General features: G+C 65.8%; 17 protein-coding genes. 6 read left to right on the top strand and 11 right to left on the bottom strand.

The window, feature by feature from the left end; genetic code table 11:
* Positions 1–141 precede the first annotated feature (141 nt).
* Both ORI27_RS15990 and ORI27_RS15985 read left to right on the top strand, forming a co-directional pair.
* Complete coding sequence (locus tag ORI27_RS15990) at positions 142–504, top strand: hypothetical protein (protein WP_265997857.1); 363 nt, start codon at positions 142–144, stop codon at positions 502–504.
* A 67-nt stretch (positions 505–571) separates the two neighbouring features.
* Entirely contained in the window at positions 572–1,369 is a 798-nt protein-coding gene (locus tag ORI27_RS15985; protein ID WP_265997858.1) for a DUF2637 domain-containing protein, read from the top strand.
* 9 nt (positions 1,370–1,378) lie between these two features.
* On the opposite strand, the gene ORI27_RS15980 is transcribed toward ORI27_RS15985, so the two are convergent.
* On the bottom strand, positions 1,379–1,666 hold the full coding sequence (locus ORI27_RS15980; RefSeq protein ID WP_265997859.1) for a hypothetical protein: 288 nt from the start codon (positions 1,664–1,666) through the stop codon (positions 1,379–1,381).
* 494 nt (positions 1,667–2,160) lie between these two features.
* On the opposite strand from ORI27_RS15980, the gene ORI27_RS15975 reads away from it, so the two are divergent.
* On the top strand, positions 2,161–2,337 hold the full coding sequence (locus tag ORI27_RS15975) for a hypothetical protein (protein WP_265997860.1): 177 nt from the start codon (positions 2,161–2,163) through the stop codon (positions 2,335–2,337).
* Between the two features lie 169 nt (positions 2,338–2,506).
* On the top strand, positions 2,507–5,875 hold the full coding sequence (locus ORI27_RS15970) for an NACHT domain-containing protein (protein ID WP_265997861.1): 3,369 nt from the start codon (positions 2,507–2,509) through the stop codon (positions 5,873–5,875).
* A gap of 35 nt (positions 5,876–5,910) precedes the next feature.
* Here the strand turns inward: ORI27_RS15970 and ORI27_RS15965 are convergent, their stop codons facing one another.
* The 8 genes from ORI27_RS15965 to ORI27_RS15930 all read right to left on the bottom strand — a co-directional run bounded on the left by ORI27_RS15965 (position 5,911) and on the right by ORI27_RS15930 (position 15,550).
* Positions 5,911–7,734, bottom strand: a complete 1,824-nt coding sequence (locus ORI27_RS15965; RefSeq protein WP_265997863.1) for an AAA family ATPase — start codon at positions 7,732–7,734, stop codon at positions 5,911–5,913.
* A complete protein-coding gene (locus tag ORI27_RS15960; protein ID WP_265997865.1) occupies positions 7,731–9,860 on the bottom strand; it encodes a hypothetical protein in 2,130 nt (709 codons plus the stop codon). The genes ORI27_RS15965 and ORI27_RS15960 overlap by 4 nt, the downstream gene beginning before the upstream one ends.
* Positions 9,857–12,400, bottom strand: a complete 2,544-nt coding sequence (locus ORI27_RS15955; protein WP_265997867.1) for an ATP-binding protein — start codon at positions 12,398–12,400, stop codon at positions 9,857–9,859. Before ORI27_RS15955 ends, ORI27_RS15960 begins: the two co-directional genes overlap by 4 nt.
* Entirely contained in the window at positions 12,384–12,812 is a 429-nt protein-coding gene (locus ORI27_RS15950; RefSeq protein WP_265997868.1) for a hypothetical protein, read from the bottom strand. Before ORI27_RS15950 ends, ORI27_RS15955 begins: the two co-directional genes overlap by 17 nt.
* Complete coding sequence (locus ORI27_RS15945) at positions 12,809–13,087, bottom strand: hypothetical protein (RefSeq protein ID WP_265997869.1); 279 nt, start codon at positions 13,085–13,087, stop codon at positions 12,809–12,811. Before ORI27_RS15945 ends, ORI27_RS15950 begins: the two co-directional genes overlap by 4 nt.
* Positions 13,088–13,165: 78 nt before the next feature.
* On the bottom strand, positions 13,166–14,089 hold the full coding sequence (locus tag ORI27_RS15940; RefSeq protein ID WP_265997870.1) for a hypothetical protein: 924 nt from the start codon (positions 14,087–14,089) through the stop codon (positions 13,166–13,168).
* Position 14,090: 1 nt separating this feature from the next.
* Entirely contained in the window at positions 14,091–15,167 is a 1,077-nt protein-coding gene (locus ORI27_RS15935) for a hypothetical protein (RefSeq protein WP_265997871.1), read from the bottom strand.
* A complete protein-coding gene (locus ORI27_RS15930) occupies positions 15,167–15,550 on the bottom strand; it encodes a hypothetical protein (RefSeq protein ID WP_265997872.1) in 384 nt (127 codons plus the stop codon). Before ORI27_RS15930 ends, ORI27_RS15935 begins: the two co-directional genes overlap by 1 nt.
* 114 nt (positions 15,551–15,664) lie before the next feature.
* Between ORI27_RS15930 and ORI27_RS15925 the strand changes: the two genes are divergently transcribed.
* A complete protein-coding gene (locus tag ORI27_RS15925) occupies positions 15,665–16,078 on the top strand; it encodes an XRE family transcriptional regulator (RefSeq protein ID WP_265997873.1) in 414 nt (137 codons plus the stop codon).
* Between the two features lie 4 nt (positions 16,079–16,082).
* Positions 16,083–16,901, top strand: coding sequence for a hypothetical protein (locus tag ORI27_RS15920; protein WP_265997874.1), 819 nt, complete (start codon positions 16,083–16,085; stop codon positions 16,899–16,901).
* A gap of 218 nt (positions 16,902–17,119) precedes the next feature.
* On the opposite strand, the gene ORI27_RS15915 is transcribed toward ORI27_RS15920, so the two are convergent.
* Both ORI27_RS15915 and mobF read right to left on the bottom strand, forming a co-directional pair.
* Positions 17,120–18,520: a type IV secretory system conjugative DNA transfer family protein gene (locus ORI27_RS15915; RefSeq protein ID WP_265997875.1), complete on the bottom strand. Its 1,401-nt coding sequence runs from the start codon at positions 18,518–18,520 to the stop codon at positions 17,120–17,122.
* A gap of 140 nt (positions 18,521–18,660) precedes the next feature.
* Positions 18,661–24,552, bottom strand: coding sequence for a MobF family relaxase (gene mobF, locus ORI27_RS15910; protein ID WP_265997876.1), 5,892 nt, complete (start codon positions 24,550–24,552; stop codon positions 18,661–18,663).
* Between the last annotated feature and the right edge of the window lie 34 nt (positions 24,553–24,586).

Genomic DNA, 24,586 nt, shown 5'->3' with positions numbered 1-24,586 from the left:
AGGGTCGATGACTGGTCGGCGGTCCGGCAGCACTACGGGATCATCACGTGACACGCGACCAATCAGAGGTTTTGCCGAAAGCCTAGTACTACAGACACGTCAACGACGAGCTGGGCTACTGCCCGACACGAGTGTGGGGGATTGGACGAGCTGCCCGCCGATGAGGCGATGGCCAACCTCTATGCGCAGGGCTACCGCTGGGTGGTGGTGTTCAGCGATGCCACCGGCCCACGTGGCGATCGCACGTTCATCCACGTCGACTCGTTCGACGTTGGCGCGATGATGGCGAACCGGCTCAAGGAGGCTGACGCCCTGCAGGAACTAGCGGACATGGGATACCGGTTGCAGGACCTGCCCGACGGCATTCAGCTCGAGGCGGCTGTCGTTCCCGTACAGGGCTGGTATGCCGACCCGACACGGCGCTACCCGCAACGGTGGTGGGATGACCGCTGCTGGACACCGCACGTGTCCAACGGTACAAGGACCTACACCGATCCTCTTTAACCCCGCACAAGGGCGGATGTGGTGCTGGTGTTGGACGAAACTGGTTGATGCCGAGAATGATTAGTCCATGACCGACTCGTTGACCGCATCCGGACGTGAAGTACTCGACGTCGAGGCACGCCGGCACGAACGGCGCGCGAAATGGTTCTTCTGGACGGTTCTGATCATGGCAAGTTCGGCGTCGATCGCCGGCAACGCCGCGCACTCACTGGTAGCCACCGATCTCGCGGTGCCCGCACCGCTGGCGGTCGGGGTCGCTGTCGCTCCACCGATCATCTTGATGCTGTCGATCGAAGGATTGTCTATGCTCGTGCGCAGCGGGCGTCGGTCGAAGGTGACTTTTCGGTTGGCGCTGACGTCGACTGGGCTTCTCGCTGTGTTTGCGTTCGTCTTGTCGTTTGAAGCGTTGCGGGACTTGGCTGTTCGCTCCGGCATCCCCGAAATACTGGCGTGGATGTGGCCCGTGATCGTCGATGTGTCGATCGCGCAGGCGACGCTGGCGTTGCTGGCGCTGTGGCGACCCGAGGAGGCCGCTAACGAGGGTAACTACGAGGACCTCGACTTCGACATGGTCGATGGGTTCGATGACGACGAGGTTGGGGAACACGACGTCGATGCTGTCGTGGGGGACGATCATGCGCAGCGCGCACTGGTCGTGTTGCGCACCCGTAAGATCAGGCAATCCCCGGAGACGGTGCAGCGCGTTCTGGCGCTCGACGCGGTGGGGGTGAAAGTAAACGAGATCGCCACGCGGCTCGACGTGCATCACAGCACGGTGCGGCTCATCCTCGGGACAGCTCGCGCAGCGCGCGACACCCACACCCACACTCCGGAATCGCGCCAGACGGCGGCGCTTCGCGCCTGATCCGAGATGTCAGCGGTGCTTGCGCCGGCGTCGTTCCAACAGTGACACGACATCGGGCTCGCCTTGGGCGGCATCGATGCCCAGGAGCTGATCGGCGATCTTTCGGATGACGTCGTCGGTGACGTAGAACTTTGCGGCCTGCCGGCCGATACGCATCAGAGTCGCTGTGCGGTCGAGGTGATCGGAGATCACCTGGCGAGCAGCTTCTTCGGGCAACGCCATGTGGTGTGCGGCCAGTCTGTCCAGAAGGACCCCCGTTCGGTCGTCGAGCCACGGGGAGCGCCGCGCTGCCGTCACGCGAATAACGCTACGCCCGCCCAGCACGGGTGCGGGACGGAAACTGGGCTGCGATCCTGTCACGAGCGGGATACCGGTCAGCGACGAGCGTTGGCGGGCCACCTCGAAGCGTTTCGGGCGGTGCGGACGATTCGTAGCTGGTCAAGTCCGTTTGCACCCCGCAGCCGTACCGTCTCGCGCATGCGAGTTCGCGGCCGCATCGACAGGTTCAACCTCTTCTTCTCCGGCGCGCGGGGCAAGTGGGCCAGCAGCACGGCAGCGGCGTCGCTGGCCGGAACTGCGAATTGTCCCTCTGCGGGCACACCGATCTTGTTCAGGACGCGCGACCGGATTGGTGACCCGCCCGGCATATACCTCGGGTCATGCAGACACACCGACCCTGTAAATCGGGGCCCAGCGCGCGGGCAAAGTGTAGATACGCCCTCCAATTCGCGGCACGGCTCAGCCGGCAGCTCAACCGTTCCTCCGCCCAAGCCCAGCGAAAGGGCACACTCATGAAGCCGTTCCATGCCGCGGTCTTGGCAACTGTGCTCGTCGCGATCGTCGTCATCGGCTTTTACGTCCGGTGCGGCTACATTGTCCACGTCACCGGCAGCACGACCGGCCTGCCTGCCCTCGGTGCTGCCGTGGCCCGTCTCATCAACGCCCTGCAAGGGCAGGAGCCCGAGTGACTATCCGCTGCGCCGGGGTGTGGAGCGCGGAGTACCTGACCGATGGCGCGACGCGATACGACGGCGAGCTTCCGTGATCGTGTCAGTAAGTCCAGATTGAATGGATCTGCGCACGAGAAGTTCCCGACCGGGGCGGCGAGACGATCGGGTACAGCGAAGGAGGCAGCCCGTGCCCGAGAGTCGACATCGGTATCTCTATGAGCGCCTCGGCGATCACGACTTCCAACAGTTGGTCAGCGCGCTGCTTGCGAGCCAGTTCCCTGACTTCATCCCCATGGCTCTTCGCCAGACCGACGGAGGAATCGACGGCTTCCGCAAGTCCGACCTCGGGAAGATCCTCATCTACCAGGTCAAGTGGTCCGTCAGTGGAAAAGAAAAGAACCCCGTGGCCTGGCTGGACGGAGTAGTGCGGGATGAGGCGGACAGCCTGCGCCGCCTCGCCGGGCTAGGCGTTCGGCACTACATATTGGTCACCAACGTGGGCAGCACGGCCAAGCCGGAATCGGGGACCTTCGCCCAGCTGGACAAGAAGCTCGAAGAGTACGCAAAGGACTTCGGTTACGAGCAAATGACCTGCATCTGGCGTGAGGCGCTGAACCCGTGGGTGGACAACGCCCCCACCGAGACGAAGTGGGCCTACGCCGAGATGCTGGCCGGCTGGGACCTTGTGCGCTATCTCGTCGCCGAACACGTCGGCGCCGCCAAGGACAAGGGACTTCGCGACTTGATCCGCAAAGTCGCGGCGGCCCAGTGGGAGGACGACAAACGCGTCAAGTTCAGCCAATCTGATGTCGACAGAGAAAATGTGGTGGACCTCTTCGTTGACGTCACCGCTGACCGGGTCCACGCTGCGGGGGACCAGCACCGGCAAGCACGGGACCCGACCACCGTCGGCGGCGCGGCCAATTACCTGCTGCACTCGCCGACGCCTTTCACCCTGGTACGCGGCGCCCCCGGTCAAGGCAAGTCGACGCTGAGCCAGTACCTGTGCCAGGCGCACCGAAGCTCGTTCGTGCCTGAAGCGGAACGACCCGGTGCGTTGCCCAAGCAGGGCCAGCCGCGCTTCCCGATCCGGGTCGACCTGAGTGACTACGCACTCTGGCTCAGCGGTACCGACGTCTGGGACCACGCCGATGACCGCAAACGCCCCAGGTCGAAGGTGCGCACAGGAGACCGGGCAACAGTCGAGTGCTTCCTCGCCGACCTGATGACCCACGAAAGCGGCGGAAGAAAGGTCAACGCCAAGGACGTACAGGACATCTTTGACCGCGTACCCAGTCTGGTCGTGCTGGACGGTCTCGACGAGGTCGGAAGCCCCACCATCCGAGGCAAGGTCGTCAAAGCCATCGACAAGTTCGTCGGTCGCGGCAAGGCCTACGCTGATCCGCCGAAAGTCGTGGTCACCACTCGTCCCAGCGCAGGCGAGTTGTCCGAGCCGTCCCCGGACCTGTTCGACATCGTCACCCTCAACCAGTTGGCCACCGAGCAGCGCGACGACTATCTCCGCAAGTGGTGCGCGGTCCGCGGAATCAGAGGCAAAGACGGTCGGACGTTGCGAAGGAGCTTCAAGGACAAGAGCCGCGAGCCCTACATCAACGAGCTCGCCGGCAACCCGATGCAGCTGACGATCTTGCTCGATCTCCTCCACGAGCAGGGAGCCGCCACCCCCACCCAGCGCACCGATCTCTACGACAAGTACGTCGACCTTCTTCTCGCGCGTGAGGCGAACAAGAACCCCAAAACTGTTCGGAACCACAAGGAAGAACTCATCGAGATCATCCCGTTCCTTGGCTGGTACCTGCACGCGCATACCGAAGAGTCGCAGATCAACGGCCGCATGACCGTCGCCGAACTCAAGGAGGCGATGCGCCACTTCCAACGTACCTACGGCAATCGCGAATCGATCGTTGACGAACTTTTCGAGGGCGCCAGCGACCGTCTGTGGGCACTCACCGGCAAGGTCGATGGAACCTACGAGTTCGAGGTCCTCTCGCTGCGGGAGTATTTCGCCGCAAGATTCCTGTACCGCAACGCGGGGGAGGACAACCCTTCTTTCGACAGCACAGCTGTGCTTCGTGAGTTGCTGCGCCGACCCTACTGGCTCAACACCGCCAGGTTCTATGGCGGCAACGCGAAGGGAAACGGGATTTACACCCTCACCGCCGGCATCGAAGACGAGCTGTCACACGGCTCGTCCACCGCGTCATACCTGGCCGCCTGGACACTGCTCACCGACGGTGTGTTCCAGCGCCGTCCCCGCGAGGCGCGCAAAGTCCTCACCGCACTCTGCTCCGACACCGGACTCCCCGTCCTGCTGCCGGCGCTCGACCGTCGCGACATCACCGCTCTGCCGCAGCTGCCAGACCTTCCCGACGAAGACGGCCTCGACCCGGTATGGACGCGGCTCACAACAGTGATCAGCAAGGACCCATCTGACCAGGCGAACAATCAGCGCGTTCGCGCACTGCGAGAACTGCTAAATCAACGCGGCCTGTTCGCCAGTTGGTGGTACCAGAAGCTCTCGGAGGCGATCGGCACTCCGCAACAAAACGCCTGGCTGAGGCTCGGAGCTGAATGCGAGGCTGCCGCCGGAATGATTGCAGAGCTCGACGAACTCGACTTGTCCGACGGCGCCGCAGAGCTTCTTCTCAATACTGGGTTCGTGCCGCCTCCGGGCGGCCAGCTCGAGGCAGCGCTCCTGGGCGCCGTATTGGACGGACAGTGCGCGCGGGTGACCTCGATCCGGTCGATGCCAGCACAGGTCGCAGCCGCGCTTTCGCCTGACGACTTCTACACCAGCTCCACAACCGGGTTCGTTGACCGAGACGACAGCACAAAGCGGCGTCGGAGCGAAGCCATCAACCAGCTCAGAAGCGCTCACTCCGCATACGCTTCGATCGCCAAAGAGCGAATATTCAAGGCTGGCCACAAGGGCAGCACCTTCCCGTGGATAAACACCGCAGCCGCCCTCTACGAGCACGCCGGTCGCGGCTGGCTCGCCTCCGAGATCGCCATCATCGGCGCTGCTTCGCCCCTCGCCACCGCATTTGTGAAGAAGCCCGGCGCCTCGGCGTTTGGAAGTACGGGTCACCCATCCGAGCTTCTTGGTCAAGCCCGAGCGAACATCAACGACGCGAACTGGTGGCGACAACAACTGGATGCCAGTGTTGACGAACATGGCCGAGCAGAATGGGCACTCGCGCTGTGGAGCATCGCATCCGGCGAAGTCGTATCGGAGCTGCTCACCGTGCTTGAGCGCGTGCTCGGCGAGCTTCCTCAGTCACGCAGGAGAACGGTCCTTCGTGCGGCCGAACAGCTCGCTCGCTCTGGCTGGTTGACGCGTCGCCCGGTGACCGGCAACTCGGCCGACCCCGCGCTAACCACACTGATCGGGATCCGCAACTCGTCACTGTCCGGGACGCAGCGGGACGCGCGGACGCAGGCGCAGCACGACCGGACTGCGTCGCACCGCTCACTTCTGAGCGTTGCCAGGTCGGGACAGTGGCTCAAAGTAGACGCCCAGCCCGTCTATCGGTAGCCCAGAGGTCGATAGTCGTCCGTGCGAGGACGCGGTCAGAGTGAGGGCTGGGGCGGTCGGATCTCGTTGGCTGTGAGCACGTGGTTTATCGCGTCGCGCATGTCGCGGACGTCGATGGTGCGGATGGTGTCGAAGTCCGCGGTCATGAGGTCAATGGTGGGGTCAGTCGCGTTTCGGGCCTTCATCTTTGTGGTCGCCTCCGAAAGGACGTTGCGTACATAGCGGCCGTTGGAAGCGACGTCGATGAGCAGGGCATCTGGGTTGTCGATCTCGCCGAGCAGGGCCGCGTGGTCGTCGCTGGCGCGGGTGGTGCACAACCAGTGCGCGACAGAGGCAAAGTAGTCGTTGGCGGGTTCGCTGATGGTGACGCGGAATTTCCTGGCGAAAAGGTCAGCAATCTCGACGGTTTCGGCAGCTGTGTTGGAGTCGAACTCAAGTTTGTGGGGGAAGCGGGATCGCAGGCCGGGGTTGGCCGACATGAGGGTGCTCATCGGCGCGGCATAGCCGGCCAGGCAAATCAGCGTGTCGCGGCGGTGATCTTCGGCGAACTTCATGATGGTGTCGAGCGCGTTGCGGCCGAAGTCTCGCTCGAGGTCAGGCTTGTAGAGGGTGGGAGCTTCGTCGACGAATAGTGCTCGGCCTCTTGCGCTTTCGAGGAGTGCGCGGGTCTTGGCCTCGGTCTCGCCGATGTGTTCCCCGACGAGTTGTTCGCGGGACACCTCGATGAATTCGGGAGATTGGAGGATGCCGAGACCGAAATACATCTTGCACATGATGCGCGCGATGGACGTTTTGGCGGTGCCGGGGGGACCGACGAGGGCCATGTGTAGAGAGGATGCTTCGCCGTCGTCCTCGGCGAGGCCGCGTTGGGCCATGATCTGGTCGTAATGCTGGACATTCTTGAGTTCGATGACGTGCGCTTTGACGCGGTGCAGTCCGATGAATGCGGCAAGCTCCTGTTCGGCCGCGTTCAGGACGTCTTGGGCTTCTTGCCGCTTGTGTGCTTTGGCGATTTCCGTCGTGGTGGGCCCTGATTCGGGGTTCCAGCGATCAGTACGGGCGGCGATCGCTTCGGCTGTGGTGACCACTGGTCCAAAGCTCGAATCGTTGAGCGCGGTTTGCGCTGCTGGTCGCAGGGTGCCCTCGACGGTGGCGGTGCGGAACTGCGTGCGGGCTGCGGCTTCGTCGTGTACGGCGCGGTGGCACAGGCCGCGGTAGACGGCGGCGTCGGCGGCGATGGTTTCGGGGACGCGAGCCGCGGTGAGGGGTTCGAGGACGGTGAGGGCGGTGTCGAACTGGCCCAATCCTGTGTGGGCAATGCCGGCAAGCAAGGTGGTGGCGTCGTCGATGACCGATGCAGGCTGGTGGGTTGGGCGGGAGGCCCATTCCAGGACGTCGGGCCAGCGGTGGGTGACAAAGTGCAGGGTGGCGCCGACGAACTTGTGGATGGGTTCGCGGGCTGGTTCGCGGGTGATCTCGATGTCGTCGAGGGCCTTTTCGGCATTGTCGTAGTCGCCGGCGGCGGTGAGCGCGACGACGTGGGCCAGTGCGAGGCTGACGGGGCTGGTCGGGTAGAGGGCGATGTAGCCGCCTGGGGAGGCCACCACGGGCCGCAGATCATCGTCGGCCAACCCGATGCGGCGGGTTTCACGGTGCAGGGTGGCGCTGGCGTGGTGGGCGTTGCGCAACGTGGTGACCGATGTGTCGCCGGCGGCGGCCAGCCCCATCCAGGCGTCGCACATGCTGGGGTCGATTTCGGTGGCGCGGCGGAACGCGATGCGGGCCTGGTTGAGGTCCGGCGTTGCGCCGGTTAGGCCGAGCGCGGCGATACCGCTGTCGAGATAGTCGCGTGCATTCACGATTGCTCACCTTTGCGGTTCTCGGGTGTGCCGGTCGGGCGTCCTGACCGAAATTCTAGGGGCGTGCCCTCGGCGGTATCGGGGGCTTCCAGTCGGCTGCGCCGGGACTGCTCCAGCGGTGGCGCTTCGACACCGGTCGGCGCCACCTCGGTGGCGGTCGGGGTGACGTCTCGCATCCCGCGGCGACCGTTACTGGGGCGGCCTGGGAAGGTGCCGTGACTGGTGTCGGCGGCCGAGACGTGGCGTTCGTCGCGAGGTGGTGTGTGGGTGGCGTTGCGTGGGGGCCGCCGGTCGGGGCTGGGCCCGGGGTCCGGGCTCTGCTTGTTCTGGCGGTGCTTGCGCACTGCGTAGGTAGCAGCCACCGCCGCCGCGGCGGGTAGGGCCACTTCAGGGGCGACGACTGCGCCGGCGCCTTCGGCGGCCGTTCCGGCAGCAGCTCGTGTGCCCGCTGTAGCAGTGGCGTCGGCGGCTTGGCTGGCGCCGGTGCGGGCGGTGGTCTGTGCGGCGGTTCCGGTGGCGCTACGGCTGGCCGAAGCCGGAGCGCGGCTGGAGGGCCGCGGTTTGAACGTGTCGAACTCCGGTGTGGGCGCACCGGCCTGGCCGGCGTCGCCGTCGGCGGTGTTGGTGCGGCCGAAGCGGTCGCGTAGGCGTCCGCCGACCGACTGTGCTTGATTGACTCGGTCGCGGGCGGCCTCGTACTGGGCTCTACCGCTGCTCGCGGCGTTGCCCCACACGCCGTGGATGGTGCGGGCGATCGTGCCGACTCCGTAGGCGTGAAAGCGTTTGTCGATGTAGCGGAAAAGCAGCATGGAGGCGACCGAGGCCAGCATCAGGATAAGCATGCGTGGCACGACGGTGATCGTTCCAGTGCCGAGCATGGTGGTGGTGAGCGTCCAGCCCAGCCAGACGACCACGATGCCGAGAAATGCTGTGTAAAAAGCCAATTCGACGGCATGGATGAACAGCTGCCAACCGCAGTGCTTCGCGTAGGCCAGGGCGCGATCGGCCAGCCCGGTCATGCCGACCATAAACGACGGGCCGAGCACAGTGCCGTAGTAGGCGGCTTTGAGTCCGACGAGGAAAGTCGACATGGCGACATACCAGATGAACAGGGAGAACGTCATTCCGGCGATAAGGAAGACGAATGCGGTGACGGCGTCGCTTCCACCGAGCTGCTGGACGTGGGCAAGGGCTTGGGGTGCACCACAGCTGGCCATAGCATGTGCGGGTCCGGCGCCTTGGCCGTTGGCGGCGGTGATCGCGCTTGACCAGGCGCCGGCGCAGCTGCCGGTGTCGTCGACAACGAACCCGAAGTTGACGACCTGTAGTGGGCGGCGGACGCCGTGGGTGACGAGCTGGGCGAGCATGGTATCGAGTTGGACGTCGAGCGGCTGACCGGCAGAGTATGGGCCGCCGCGGGTGGCTTGGGCAATGGCGAAGCCGACGGAGCGGCCCATCGCCAAGAGCCCATGGTCGCTGTAGAGGTCGGTGATCGGGTCGGCGAACACGGTCAGCAGCAGGACCGTGAACAACACGCCGGTGCCAATGATCGCCCACCCGCGGCCGCGGTGCCCGCGCAGGATGTTGATGCCACCGATAATCGCGCACACGGTAATGGCGATGGGGCCGAGATACATTTGGTTGGCCACCGTGGTGACCGCGTTGTAGACCGGGCGGGCGATTTGGGCCAGGGTGACCAGCCACGTGCCGGAGAGGGCGAATCGCAGCAGCCACAACGCGATTCCGATGCCGAAGATATAGAAGGCGGTGATGGTGGTGAGCCACCATGCGGCGGTCGAGTGGGTAATGCCGGTTTGGATGGCTTCACCGGCCCAGTTCAGCAGTGTCTCAGGGTCCAGCAGCGAGATTCCCTGGCCGTTGTTGGTGATGGCTTCTGGAGTGTCGACGACCGACAGGAAATAGTCCTTGAGCGGGACGCCGTAGGTGTCGTGCAGGCCGGTCCACCCCAGCGCTGCCGCGCCGGCTGAGGCGGCGGCCGACGGTGCGGCGGCTAGCGCCCACAGCGTCAGGGCGTGAACGACGGCCATGACGGAGGCGAAGCGGCGGCCGCGGGGGTGTGCGGCGAGCCAGGCGGCGAGGCGATCGGTACGGGTGTGTGCGCTCATGCCGCGCTCACCGGGGCGGTGCTGTCGAGGTCCTCGGCCAGCTCATCGGTAGGAGCGCCGAGAAACTTGGCGCGGGCATGGCGGCGGAACTCGTCGACGACGAATCCTTCGCCGCGGCGGTGCGGTTCGACGTATCCGATCTCCTCGTCGTCGCCGCCGCTGAGGGTGGTGTTGGCGGGGCTGGTGTCCTCGATGTAGGACTGCACGACATCCGGGTACAGGGCCGGGTCGATGCCTGCCCATTGCAGGGTCTGCTCGGCCAACTTCTCGTCGGTGACCCGGAAGAGCCACTTCTGGGTGATGAATTCGGTGCCCATCCGGGCCAGTCGGCGATAGTCCTGTGTGACGAGCCAGATGCCGGTAGCGTTCTTGCGGCCCTGGGTGGTGATGAGATGTGCGGTGCGCGCGCCGGGAGGGTAGGCAAGGATCTCGGCGCACTCCTCAAAGATCAAGGTGCCGTATATGTCTCGGCGTTCGAACAAATGTTGTTGTTCGAGGTCGACGAGCAGTCCGTAGATCGCCATCCCGGCCAGTTGGCGGGGCGACAGATCGAATCCGCCGTGCATGGCCGATTCGATGTCGTCGGCATCAGGTAAGGCGAGGTTGCGGGTCAGCCAGATGGTCACGGCCGAGTCGGCGGTCAGGTAGGGCTTGCGGTCGGGATCGAACAGCGCTTGGGTGTAGTGCGAGGACGCCGCCGACTCCAGGCGCAGCAGAAGTTCACTATCGTGCGGGTTGGGTTGTGTCCGTAGGTATTCGATGAGGTCACGCATGCGTCGGATACCGTTTTGCTCCCGGTTATCGGGGCGTAGCGCGACATCAAACTGGGCGCGCATGATGCTGCGCGGGCCGACGCCGATCACGGGCAGGATGTGATCGCCTGCTTTGGCGGACGCTTCCTCATAAGGGAAGATCGCCAGTGGATCCAGTGACATCTCGGAGCGAGTGGGGTCGATGGCCTGCACACCGGGCAACGAGCGGAACGCTTTCTCCCATTCGGCGTGCTTGCCGGGGTCGAAGACCCGCACGTGTCCCCGGCGCAGGGCTACTTCGACAGCGGAGAGCTTGGCGCGGTTGGACTTCCCGGATCCGGGCTCGCCGACGATAGCCAAACCAGTGTTGTGGTTACGGCGGGCGGTTCCTTCAGGGTCGTGCAGGATGATGCGGGGCCGATTGGTGTTCTGGCTGACTGCCAGCGGGCTTCCGGTGGAGTTGCCGCAGTCATCAGAGGTCAGCGGCATGAAGCGGGACCAGCGGTGCGCGGTGGTGGGATTGCGGAACTGGTCGAGTTGACTACGCTTGGTTTCGCTGCCGGGGTTGAAGGCCTTCCACAGCACCTGATGGGATCCGCGGTAGCGGCTGAACGCGATGGCCGCGGAATCGAGTTCTTGGCGGATCTGTTTGACGGCGTCTTCGACGATCTCGATGGATGCGGCACCGACGGCGATGATGGTGGTCCCGTCGAGTTCGCGCTCCGTCGGGTTGGCGTTGAGCTCGCTGGAATAGTCGAGTGTCCCGTCGAGTTTGTTGGCCAGGTCCTCGGCGTCGGCGTCGTCGCGCTTGGCGGCGCGTTGTTGTTGTTGGTCCGTGATGTTCTTGGCGTTACGGCGGTTGGCGGCCAGAGCCTGGTCGGGGGTGCGCAGGTTGAGGTGCTGCACCCAGTCGACGATCGCGGGGGTATCGACATTGTCCAGTGCCCGCAGGTAGGAGGCTTTGGGAAAGCGCACCCCGCGGGCGGGGTATTGGTCGACGGCCAGCATCGCCTGATACGACACCGGTCCTGTCGGTTGGCCGTGGGTGTCGAGTTCCTGGATGCGGACCAGGGATCGGCGGCTGGGCCACCACCGATTGAGGCGTTCACTGTTGGCGCCTTCGTCGAACCACCAGCGGCCGAACGGTTCTGCGGACAATTCATGTGGTCCGACACGACGGTCAGGTAGGGGTGCGGTGAATGCGCCGCGCAACATGTTGTGGCGGTGGTGCCACAGGATCTGGGCGGGGGTAGCAGCGGTGACGTGGAACTCGTCGGGCAGTGCGGAGGTGATCTCGTGGGCCAGCGCGCTGTAGACGGCCAGGGAGGTGTCGGAGTCGGGGTCGCGTCCGATGACCCAGTTGCCGAGTTTTTCGGCCTTGCCGGTGACAGTGCGGCCGAGTCGGCCGGAGTCGACAGGGATGGTGAGCCAGTGCAGCCGTTGCTGTGGCCCGCTGTTTCGTCCCGTTTGAACGGGGTCGGCGATTACGGGTTCCCAAGTCCGGCAGTGTGATACCCAGTCACCGTTGGCGTGGTAGCGGCCCACGATGCTCTTCAGGATGCGGTCTTGGTCCTCGAATGCCAGCAGCCCGAACAGCTCTGAACCCGAGGGGAGGTTTCGGCCGAGGTTGCGGTGGAGTCGTGCGGCGCGTTCGTGCACAGGCAGGGCCCGCATAGTGACAGGTAGGCCGTGGACGAGATAGTCGGCGTAGATGCCGGTTCGGGTGAACCGCAGATTGCCAATGACCCTCTGTGGCGGGTCAAATGAGGAATCAACGCGCGGTGGCATCGGCTTTCCTTGGTCGGTGGTCGGTGCGTAGCGAGGTGCGCGGCGCGGGCTGGGCTGCTGGCGAGGTGCTCAGGGAGCGGGGAAGCCAGGAATTGGTGAGGAAGATCAGGCGTGCCGAGACGGTCGGCCTAGCCTTGGGAAGCACCACTCTGAGCAGCAGGACGAACACCACGGTCGACAGTGGGGCGCCGAGCAGCACCCACCACACGCTGGGCGACTGGGTGTGGCTGGTGATCCAGAAGACTGCGGGGACCATGATGATCCCGATCACCATGAGTTCTGGTGTGCGATAAGGGCCGAAGGGCAGTTGGTTGCCGCCGGAGGACTCTCCCGCCCAGATGGGGATATCACGAATACCGGTCCACACCTTCGCGTTATCGCCAGTATGGACCGGTGTGGGTGTGCGGGTCATTGGCCGCTGTAGATGCCGGGGGTGTAGCCGGTGCGGTCGCGCAGTTCATGCACGCCCATGTCCCGGAAGCCGACGGCGTTGAGGATGCACACCGACAGCGCCACACCCATGAAGAAGGCGGCGATCCCGGCACCGAAGCCCATCTTGAATGAGGTTCGCAGCGAAATGAGGATGCCGGCACCCAGCGCGCCGAGGCCGCCGAGACCGGCGATGAGCATATAGAGTTCCTGGCCCATGCCCATAAGGCCGGATGCAACCATGATGGTGGTGTTCATAACGTTGGTGCTCCTTGCTTGAGTTGTGCTCGGGTAGCGCGGGTTTGGAACGTATTCAGTTGTCCGCCAAGGCTCGTGTCAGCCGCCCTCCGCGGTAGTCGGGGGTTCAGGGGCGCTGTCCGCGAGTTCGGGCACGGCTTCGATGGCGGAAACAAACCAGTTACCGCCGGAGGCGCGCACGATCAGCGGGTAGGACAGGTTGTAGGGCGTGTATTCAGCGGATCTGGCCGCCACGGTGACGCGCACCGGCAGAGTGAAGTTCTCAGCGGGGTTGTCCGGTGGCGTGCCGATCGCGCGCACGCTGGTCACGGTGGCGCTGGCGTAGGGATTCTTGACCGGGGTCAGGCGTGAGTCGGTGGTGATGAACCGGTCCAGTCCGGGGCTACCGGTCAGATAGGTGGCGATGAATCCGGCCAAGGTGGTGGCGACGGGGTTGTTGTTGGGGATGTTGACCGGGTAGCCCAGTTCCACGGTCGTACCGGCGGGCGGCGCATCGAGGCGGGCCAGGTTGTCCAGGGCGCGCACGGCGTCTCCGCCGTACACACCAAGGGGTATTTGGTAGTAGTTGCGGACGGGAACTGCTGTGGGATAGGGCTGTTCGGTAACTCCGACCAGGACGCCGTAGGTGGCGAGCAGGTCTCGGGTGGGGCCTGTGCGGTGGGCGTAGGCGGTGGGGGAGGTGATGGTCAGCGCGGGTGTGGACGGCACGGTCATGTGTGCGGCGTCGGGGAAGCACCGTGATAGTTCGGTGCCTTGGGAGGTGGCCGCGGTGAGGTAGGTGGTCACGCAGTCGATGGCGAAGCTCTTGACCAGGTCGGTCTGGTTGATGGTGTCGCCGGCGATCTCGGCGACGGGCAGCGGCGGGTCCGGGAAGATCCAGTGTTTGAGGGTGCTGGCGCCGCTAATGGATGAGGTGGCGACGAGAACGGCGAGGATGATGCGTCCGGCGCCGCGGGTGCCGGTGTTGATGCGGCCGCGCCACACATTGCTCAGTGTTGGCATGTCAGATCACCTTGTGTCCCATGATTTGGATGCTGCTGACGGCGAACGTGCCGTCACTGGGGTCGGGTCGCTCGGCCTGTCCTGGCAATAGAGGTGGTTCGTCGGCGGGGTCGTGCTGGGGTCCGTTGCTGCCGAGGATGGGGCCCAAGATGCCGTCGCTGCCGGGGGCCGATGTCGGGGTAGTGGTGGGGGCGGCGACCTGTGGCGGGCGGCTCGTCTCCTGGATGATCACCGTGATTTCAGAGGCCAGGGTGCTCGGGATCGGTTCGACGGCTTCGCCGTGGACGTCGCCGGTCTTCTGCGACTTGATGGTGTTGGCGCGGTCGTTGAACTGCCATTGCAGGCGGGTGACGACCCGGTGGCGCAGCCAGGCGTCACCGTCATCGGTCGGATTCATCTTGTTGACCGCACCGGGAACGATGGAAACCGCGGTGATGATGTAGGGCTGGTCGAGGTAGATCTTGAGGACCTGTCCGGGGATCTGGCTGGCGCAGATCCATGGGACCGATGATTGGGGGTCGGCCAGGAGCTGGGCTGAGGTCGAACCGGGCAGCCTGTCGCAATCCGAGGTAGCCGTGAACCGCAGCGGGCCGTCGACGGCGGCTGGGGGGACTGAGGGAGGCGGTGGTGGCAGCGGTGGGCGCGCGTGCGAGGTGGGTGTGGGTGGCGGCGCGGGTTCGTCACGTGACGCCACTGAGCCCGCGATCAGGGTCACAACGGTGGCAAGGACGGCGGTGCCGACGAAGCCCGCTGCTACCGCAGGGTTGAAGCGGCGCCGCGCGGCCGCGGTGTCGTCACCGGTGTCGGTGTCGTCCTCATCGTCGGCGGCGTCGAGGTCGATGATGCGCTGACTGTCGAGGTCTGCCTGCGCGGTGGCCTCGGTGCGTGAAATGGGTTCGGTCCGTGCGATGGGCCAGCCGTCATCGTCGTCGGTGCTGTCGTTGTTGTCAGCCTGGCCTTCGGGGGCCCATTCGTCGTAGCCGTCATCGCCCTCGTCGGGGCTGTCCGGGTCGGCGTTGGTGCCGCGGATGCGTGTGAGCCACGCGGTGTCCTCAGGTGCCACTTCTGCTTTACCCATCAGCGCACCCGACTGTGCGGGCGCGGCACCAGAAGACGTCCTTGAACGTCGGTGGCCTCGGGAGTCTGCAGCGGGGTCCGCGGGGGCCGCATGCCCAGGTGATCACCGGCCACCAGGTACACATCGGGGTCGGCGATCGGCGGTGCGATCGGGGCTGGCTGTGGCATCGCTACGGGAATCGGCGCCGGGAACGGCGCCGCCAGCAGTGGTACCGGGGTGGTGGCCGGGCGGGTTCGGCGGGCCCGCCATATGCGCCACCCGCCCCACAGAAGTGCGGCCAAGATCAGCACGGGCAGCAGTCGGGCGAGAACCTCGACGATCACCACCAGCGCGAAGCACATCATCGCGAAGACCAGTCCCGCCGCTGCGAGCAGCACCTTCATGGTTTTCCTTCATCGACACGGTGTAGTTAGCTATGAGCGTCACGGTAGTCAACTCAGGTCATTTTTGTCGACAGATATAGACGTCTTTGGTTGATTATGGTTAGTTTCATGATTATGAGCGATTCAGACAAGACGGTCGACATCCCCGATTCCGGGGTGGCACGCCTGGATTACTTCGTGCGCCGGCGCACCAGCACGCTGCGGATCAGTAACTACGAGCTGGCGCGGCGCGGCGGACCCAACCGCACGACACTGCACAAGGCCGTCAACGGCACCGGAAGGCTTCGGGAATCGACGCTGGCCCGCATCGACGGAACCTTGGGGTGGGCGCCAGGGTCCTCGGCGCAGATCCTGGCCGGTGGGGACCCGCAAACCCAGATGGTGTCTGGCCCCGATGACGAGCACGTCGTGACAGTCCTTCGGGCTGCGACCGCGATGGTCGACAACGCGGTGGAACTGCTCAGCACCGCCAAAGTCCTGATGCGCGACCTGATCGGTGACCACAAGCCCACCGGCACGGAGGCGTGAACAGATGTCAACGGCCATCGACACCTTCGCCGAGCAACGCCGGGCCTGGATTGCCGGGCACGCCGGGATTCTGCTGTTTCAGAAGCGCCGCGCCGAGCTGCTCGGCAAGCGAATCCGTGCCCGCGACCGTGCGCGTATCGGAGCCCGGCCCGATCCGCACGACGATGACGTCACACCGCCGCTGGCGTTCCGGCAAACCTCCACCGCAACAGGGAGTTTCGAGACCGCCTTAGTCGCAGTGTGCGCGATCACGGCGCCGATCGGCTGGCCTGCGGGCCGACTCGTGTACGGCTGGGTTACGACGCTGATTCCTGAACGCCTGCTCGGATATCCGATTCCCGCCCTGATGGGCATGGCAGTCGTCTGCGGGCTTCCGTTGCCGCTGCTCTACGACCCCGCACCAAGCGTGTGGTCAGTCGTCGTCGTACCGTGGCTCTTCGCCCAGATCCCGGGCGTTTTCCTCGCCGCTGGGATCTACGGGATTCTCGACGGCTGGCTTGCCGTCGAAGGGTCGTGCCATTGGTGGCCGTTGACACCGGTGGCCGCCGAACTTGACGACGAATTCTTTCTCGGCGGCCGCGACGTGTCCATGCCCACTCTGCTCGACCCACCCTGTGGCACTCGTGAGCCTCGCCCGCTTGCCATACCACGGGTCGGCGTGCCCGAAGTGCGCTGGATTCCCTTGCTGTGCAGTGTGATACCCGCCGCTCTGGGAATCCTGTGGCTGAGCTGGCTGATCCTATCGGCGATCCTGCACCTGCCCAGCGAATGGCTCAGCCAGTCCGTCCCGGCGACAGGCAACCTTGAAAGCCTCGTCGGCTGACTTACCGAACTGCCGTGCCTCCGGCCCGATCGGAATTGTCGGCACCCGCTGCAAACTCGCACCCGGAATGTTTGGTCTGACGGAAGGGCGTTCAATCGTGGTGCTTTTCAGGCGCAGGTCGGGGGTGGCCGCGCTCGCGTCCCGGCGAGTCGAACCGGCACAAGTCGAGATTGAGGCTCACTGACCGAGCGGTTCAGGCCGGAGCCGTCGAGCTCAACTCATGTTCGGGCCGGCTGTTTGCGGAGACGTTGCTGGACAACGCGATCCCAGATTGGCACGAAGTCGCTCCAGTCTGGGATGTGGACCCGTTCACCGGCTGTGCCGCGGCGTAGCAGTTGGGCTTCTTCTCTGTTCTGCGGCAGGAACTCTTGCCAGTCAATGGCGGGTCCGAATTGGGAGGCTTGCGAGCGGCTTCCCGAGTTGGGTTCGTATGACTCGCTGCGGCGTGTGGCCAGGCCGAGCCAGTCGGATGCTTGTTCGAGCAGGTGGCGTTCGTGTGCCCCGTACATAATGAGCGTGCCGGGGAAGATATCGCGCAGTGCGTCAGCATATTTGGGGCCGTAGACAACATCGAAGTGGCTGGAGGCCTGGACGGTCGCCATCAGGTTCACGCCGAGGCCTGCTGACTCGCCGACATAGTTGAGCAGTCCTGGCAACGGGCACGAGTTACAAACTTCGTCGAGCTCAAGCAGGAGTCGGTGGGTGAGTTGGTGGTTGGCGGTCTTCTTGCGGAAATACTGGATGATGGAGTCGATGAGCGCGACGGCCGCGCCGGCGACGGTGCCGCTGTTGGGGGCGATGACGAATAGGGTGGCGTCGGGGTCGTCAAGCATCCTTACATCGAATGATTCGATGCTGATCTGGTCAATGACGTTGAGTTGGCTCTCGGGGTCGGTGGACATCAGGCCGAGGCGAATCCATGGTGTGATGGCCTTTTTCATGGTGATGGCGACACTGTCGCGTAGGCGTCCGTCCATCCCGGTGAGTTCCATCAGCGGTTCACGCAGGTCACCGTGCGGGCACAGCGCGTAGGCGGTCTTCCAGGAGGGATAGTCGATTTCGCCCGGGTGATTCTCGTCGTCTTGCTTGTCGCCGCGGGTGCCGACGGCCCGCAGAACCCAGGGCATTCCCTGGTTGTTTCCGAGCGGGCTGGCCGAGTAGAGAAGGCATGCCAACGGAGCTGATGCGCTGTTCTCCCACAGCCCGCCCGCGGCAACGGTCTGCCCGCTGGAGGCACCGCCGAAGCCGACGCCACTGGTGGCGAGCATGGTTTCGGCGACGGTCAGCGCTTCGTCCGTGTTGGTGATCGCCGAGGTAGGGTCGGTGACCATTCGCCGCACGTTGGCCGGCCATACGAGGGTTTTTTGCGGTCGCAGGTCGAGGACGCCGGTTGGCCCGTTGAACCGGCGCGTCAGCACGAGTTCGGCGAGGTCCTCCTTGGAGGACACGCACACCGCTGGCCCGGGGTGGACGACGGCGGCGGGGGCGAGGATGCGGCGGGTCTTGCCGGTGCGGGTGGGCGCACTAATCGCCAGGTGTGGTGCGCTCTCGGCCATGTAGGGATTGCCGTCGCGGTACAGCAATCCGCAGTAGGGCGTGTAGAGCGCGGGGATTGACATGCCTTCGATCTTCATCGGGATGGCATAGCAAAGTCCAACAGTAGCAGCGGATTTGGCTGTCTTCGGCCGACCGGCGACAGCCACGCCTAAATGAGTCGCATCGTCGTGGATGCGATCGGGGCTTGGTGGGCGGTGTCGCTTTAGAGGTCCAGTCCGGGTTGTGGCGGGAGGTCGTCGGCGGCCGAGCGCTCACGGCTGCGCATCCAACTGGCCGCGCGGTGCGCGTCATGTGCGCGTTGATGTTTTCGCAGCAGGGTGTTTCGTCGGGTGAGGGCGGCGCGCAGGTCGTCGGTGATCATGTCGGGGTGTAGTCGGGCTGCCTGACCGATAACGGGCTCGAGGTCGGGTGCGGTCGGGGTGGCCGCGCCGCGGCGGGTGGTGGCTGTTGAGTCGACAATGGTGGCGCTCCAGGGCAGGTCGGTGTGGGCCAGGTGTAGGAGCCGCGCTGAAGGTTGCAGGGGCCACGTCGCCGGGGTGGTGTCGAGCAGGATGATCCGGGCTTGTTGTTGTGCGGTGTGCTCGGTGAGGTCGGCCAGCATTGCGGGGTCGGCCGCGGCGGAGGCTTCCACGATGAGGATGTCGCCGCGCTCGGCGTGCCACGTGTTGTCGGTGAGGCGCTGGTGCAGGCCATCGACGCTGGTGTTGTCTGCGCCAAGGGTGTTGTGCGGCAGGTGGTCTGCGGTGGGTGTGCACCACAGGATGTTCCGATCGGCGTCGTTGGCGGCGGCGGACACAGCACGCAGTGCAGCGGTGAGTTCCCGCCCGGGTGGGGCGGTCACAACGGCGAGTGTGAACGGTAGCTCGGTGGTGCGGGCGATTGCCGCATGGGTCTGGTCATCGGGGGAGCCCGCGCCGATCACCAGCGGCAGTGCGACGTGATATTGGCCGGCGGCCGCCAGGATTCGCAGCTCTGTGTCGAGGTCTGCTTGGTGGGCGAGGACGTGCTCGACGGGACGGCTGTCTGCCGCGGCGAAGGAGGCGGCGGCAGACAGTTCGGCGCGATCTAGGTCGCGTCGCAGGTCACTGCGTCGTCGGTGCGCGGTGCGCAGTGCCTGTCGGTCGGCGTCGTTGGCGGCGGCAATCGCTTTATCGACATCAGTGTCAGTAACGATGTGTTCGGCGCCGCCGGCCGCGGCGGCGCGGGAAGTGTTGGCGGCGGTGAGCGCCGGGTAGAAGCGCTCGGCGGGGGACAGGGTGGGCAAGGTCATGCGTCGCAGGCGCAGGTCTGCTCGGGCAGAGGCGATGTCGAGTGGGTCGCTATTGGGGGTGGCGCGCAGGTCGTCGAGTTGTGTTTGTGCCCAGTCGATCTGGGCGAGGTCTGCGTCGTAGTGGGCGTCGGCGTCGGCCCATTGGTCGATCACTTCTTGCACCGCCTGCCAGTAGGGGCGGTCGGCGTCGGCGGCGGCGCGCAGTTGGCGGATCTGTGGCATGGCGGCGTTCAGCGTGGGGCCGTTGAAGATGGCGACCCCTCCGGCCAGGGTGTCGTGCTCGTGGAGGGCCTGTTGGTAGGCGGTTCGGACCGTGGAAACGTCGAGCAGCGCGGCGGGCAGCGGTTGTGGGGGAACGCGGCGGGGGGAGAGGTCCTCGAACTGCAGGCTGCCGAGGTCTTCTCCGTTGCCGGGGGTACCGGGGTGTGACGGTGGTGGCTCGGGGTCGACGAGAGTGTGGTTGACCCATTTCTGCACGTCGTCGAGGTCGCCAAGATCCGGTGCTGCGAGCTGGTCGTCGGGTGTGATGTGGTCGGGGTCGAGTCCGGCGAGTTCTTCTTCTTCCTCGCGTGTCAGCGGTGCGTGGTCCGGGGTGGGCAGGTTGTGGTGTGGGTGTGCGGTCGGGTCGGCGGTGGTGAGGATGTCGACGGTGTGGGTGATCGCGCGGGCGTACTCGTAGGCGGCGATGGATCGGCCGTCGGGGTCGGCGTCGGCGAGCTGTTCGGCGGCCAGGTGCAGCAGGTCACGCGGCGTCCACCGTGTGGGGTCGGCGGTGGCGATCGCGGCGACCAGTGCGGGCCAGGCTGGATCGGCGGCAATGGTTTCGGCGATAGCCGAGCCGAACACGGTATGCAGATCTTTGATCCAGGGTGGGTGGATCTTCGCGTTGGGGGTGTCCAGGGTGGCGGTGTGGCTGATTTTGCCCGACAGCCGCCACCACAGAGCGGCGGCGGGCAGTTCGTCGGGCAGCGGGCGTTCGGAGGCGACATCCACCACTAGGTGGGCTAGGTCGGGGCGGCTGGGTGCGGATTGGGCGAGGTGCTCGGCCAGTTGTGGCCAGAAGCTGTCGCTGCGGATGCGGGGGTCGATGGAGTCGATGAGTTGACGGAATCGTGCGACTGCGGGGCGTCGGCGTCCGATCACGGCCACCGCGGCATCTCGCAGGAGCCGGCCGATGGTGCGTGGCCGTGCCGCATACTGGTTGGCGCCGAGGAGGCGGCTGTCCTCGGGCGCCACTCGGTGCGCGGCACGGAACACGGCGATTTCGGCGGCCAATTCGGGGGCCGTCCCGATGAGGGGTTTGGCCCACGGCGGTGCGGTGGCCGGTGTCCAGGCGCGTGCCGTGGCGCGTATCTGGTCGGCGAGTTTGGTGACGAGATCGGCGCGACGCTGCAGATACTCGCCCCACTGGGTGTCGTTGCCGAGTTGGTGGGGTATGGCGGGCAGCCAGCGCAGCGGGCCGACGCCGGCCGAATGGCCGCCGGTGGGGTCGATGCGCCAATCGAGAACAGCGGCGGGGTCCCCGGCGTCGTCGAGCCCGCCCAAGGCTGCGGCTTCCGATAGCGCCTTGGCGGGGTTGTGTCCTGCGCAGGCCAGCAGGGCCAAGTGGTTGCGCAGCACGGGCCAGCCCTCAGCCTGCGTTAGGCGCGGGTACAGGGTGTCGGCAAGGGTCGCGAGCGTGTCGAGTCGAGTTGCGCCGAGATGGTTTTCGGCCGCGGTGCCCAGCGCGTCGTGGTACATGTCGGCGGCCGCAGCGATCCGCCCCAGCGGATCGGCGGCTTGGCGTTGCGCGGTGGTTGCCGATACTTGCGCGCCGTCGCGGGCCAGAATCTTCGACAAGACGTCGACCGCGGTGTAGGGGTGGGTGGCTTTCGGGGCCAGGATGCGGTGCGGATCGTCTTCTGCCGTCGACAGATAGACGTGATTTTCGACGCGGCCGCGGGTGAGCGCGACATAGAGCAGCTGGCGGGTGATGTGCTCAGCTCCGACGACGTGGCAGCTGTACCCGGCGGTCAGTCCCTGGGCGCCGTCGATGGTGGTGGCGTAGCCGAGGGTGACCTCGCTGGTGACATAGTTGGCGGGCAGGGTGATTTCGCGGTCGCTGCCGATATGACGCACCCGCAGGGACCCGTCGGCCCCCACGTTGAGGACTTCGAAGGTGTAGCCGTTGCGGACATAGTCGGTCGCCGACAGCCGCAGCCAGCGCGCGTTGCCGCGGCTGCGGATGATGTCACCCGCAGACGCCGGGAGGTGATCGGCGAGCACGGTTTCGCGGCCCGGACGCCACTGGGGGTCGGCGTGGGCGAGCGCGGTCAGCCGCGCGGTTCGGGCGCGGATGTTGAGTTGGTCGACGATGGCGTTGGTGGGGGCGAGCAGCAGGGTGTCGCGGCCCGCTTGCTGATCGGCCAGCCATGCCGTAAACGCCATATCGGCGGCGGTCTGCTCGGCGCCCACATGCACGCGGCCGTGGTCGATGTAGAAGCCGATGCCCGACGGGTCCCCGGCCCGCAGAGCCAGTGAGGCCGCGCCTTCTTCGGGCGCGGTGAACCGCACCAGCTGGGACAGGGTCAGGGCGTCGGTTTCGGCGGCGATGTCGCGCAGGACCCCGCCTGCGGAGATGGAGGCGATCTGTCCGTCATCACCGACCAGGCGCACGGTGGCACCCTTGGCCAGCGCGTGGCTGATGACCGCGTCCAATTGCAGGGTTCCGGCTTTTCCGGCCTCGTCGACGATAAGCAGGGTGGACGCGTCGACGGCGGAGAACCATTGCGGGATTGCCGATCTGGACGGGTTGTCGGTGAGGTGGATGTACTTGTCGAGGGTGTCGGTCGGGGCGCTCAGGTCGGCGCCGAGATTGATTGCCGCGGCGGCGGTGGGAGCCAGGCCGAGTACGGTGCCGCCGGAGTTGCGCCAGGCGTGGGACAGCGCGGCCATGGCGGTGGTCTTTCCTGCGCCGGCCGGGGCGAGTGCGAGCGCGACGCGGCGGCCGTTGGTGGCCATGTCGGTGACTAGGGCGACTTGGCCAGGGTTGAGGGTTTTGCCGCGGGCTGCGGAGTCTGCCAGCGCGATTTCGACGTCGGCGGCGGTGACGGTGTGGCTTCCGTCGAGGGTGGCGGCGTGCAGGATGCGGCGCTCGGCGGAGAGGATCTCGGCGCTGGTGAACAGGGCGGTTCCCGCGCGCGTGTAGACGCTGGCGCCGTCGCGGCGGCGAAGCGCGGCGGGTTCCCCTATTTCGCCGTCGTCGATGCGCGCCAACGGCAGGGATATTGGCTCGGCGAGTGCGGCCGCGGTGATGCGTTGGGCGAGGGTGTCATCGGCGGCATGCCCGGTGGATCGCACGATGCGCTGCGCTTCGGCGAGCACATGCTGGAGCTGCCAGACTGAGCGCGTCATGGCGACCGTGGCCACGGCCTGGCGCGCGCGGTCCGTGACCCATTGCGGGGTGGCGAGGGCGACTGCGTTGCGCCGCGATATTGACAGGGCTTGGCCGATCATTCGGCTCAGTTCGTGCTGGCCGCCGAGGACTTCGACGGCTTCGGCGCGCCACGTTTGGCGCTGCTCCGCGAGCGAGCGGGGCTCGTGTTTGGCCTCGCGGGATTGCAGGGTGGCCTGCTGGGCCAGTGCGATCGCTTCGACGTTGGTGGGTTCGCGTCCGTGGTCTGCCTGGAATTGCTTGGACAGCTCGGCGGTTCGTGCCTCGATGGCCCGGCGGCGCGAGGACCAGGCAGTGTTGAGTTCGGTGTCGACGCCAATGATTTCGCGGATCGGGCGCTTGCCTCGACCGGGTGGTGTTATCTCGGCGAAGTGCAGTCCGAGGCGCTGGCCAAGGTGCGCTTCCAGGCGGGTGTTGTACAGCTCGGAGACGGCGACCATGACCCGGTGCAGGGGTTGGCCGTCCAGGGCCAGCCAGCGTTGCACACCGTTGGCGTCGATGGTGGCGACCTTGTTGGAGATCGCGACGTGGGTGTGTAGGTCGGGGTCGCCTGCGCGGGAGTCTCGGTGGGTGAATGCGGTGCCGATCAGGCCGGTGGTGTCGACTTGAGCGACCCCGGCTGCCCCGGATCGGGTGAAGGCACCGTGGGCTTCCATGAATGCCAACGCATCTGCGACTGCGGCGTCGTGGCAGTCCTCGATTTCGCGGGCCACATCCAGCGGCGCGACCGCCCACAGCGCGGAGACGGATTTGACGGGGCTGAACGTCACGTCGTACCCGGCGACCGCGGTGGTGCGGGCACGGGTGTTGCGGGCGATGAAGCCCGACAGTTCACGGTCGTCGGCAGGTTGGCGACCGTGTTGGTCGGCGAATCGCTGCCGCGCCAGGGTGGTTCGGATCCGTGCCCGGACGTCGTCGTCGAGGGGGGTATTCCACTTCTGGTGCAGCCTGGTGTTGTGTTCGCGGTAGGCCACGGCCAATGCCCGTTGGAATTCGGTTTCGCCGCTGCGGATGGCGAATCGGCGGCCCAGGTGGGCGGCTTCGATGGCCACGGCCGGTTGGGCTTCACGGCGCAAGGTGTAGTTGGTGATGTCGACAGCGTTGGGGTGTAACCCTTCTCCGAACAGCGCTGCCATTTGTTCTTCGTGGACCTCGGAACCCTCTGGCACAGTCCAGATTTCCTGCCGGGCTTGCTCGGAGACCTCGCGCGCGCCGGTGTCTGATAGGGATGCAAGGCCGGTGCCGACCCAGCGCCCGGCAGATTCGCCTTTGGCGGAGTAATACTCCGACAACGTGTTTCGGCCGCGTTCGGTGCTGTCGGCGGCGGCGACCTGACGAATGAGGTAGAGGTAGCCGTCGCCGGCAGTGAGCTTGTGCAGTGTCGCGGCCACGACTCACCCCCATCAGTTCTGAGGCGAACGCTAG

The sequence above is a fragment of the Mycobacterium pinniadriaticum genome (genome assembly GCF_026242045.1).
Lineage (GTDB): Bacteria > Actinomycetota > Actinomycetes > Mycobacteriales > Mycobacteriaceae > Mycobacterium > Mycobacterium pinniadriaticum.
Note: the sequence above shows the minus strand (reverse complement) of the source record. Positions and strands in the feature narration are given on the sequence as shown.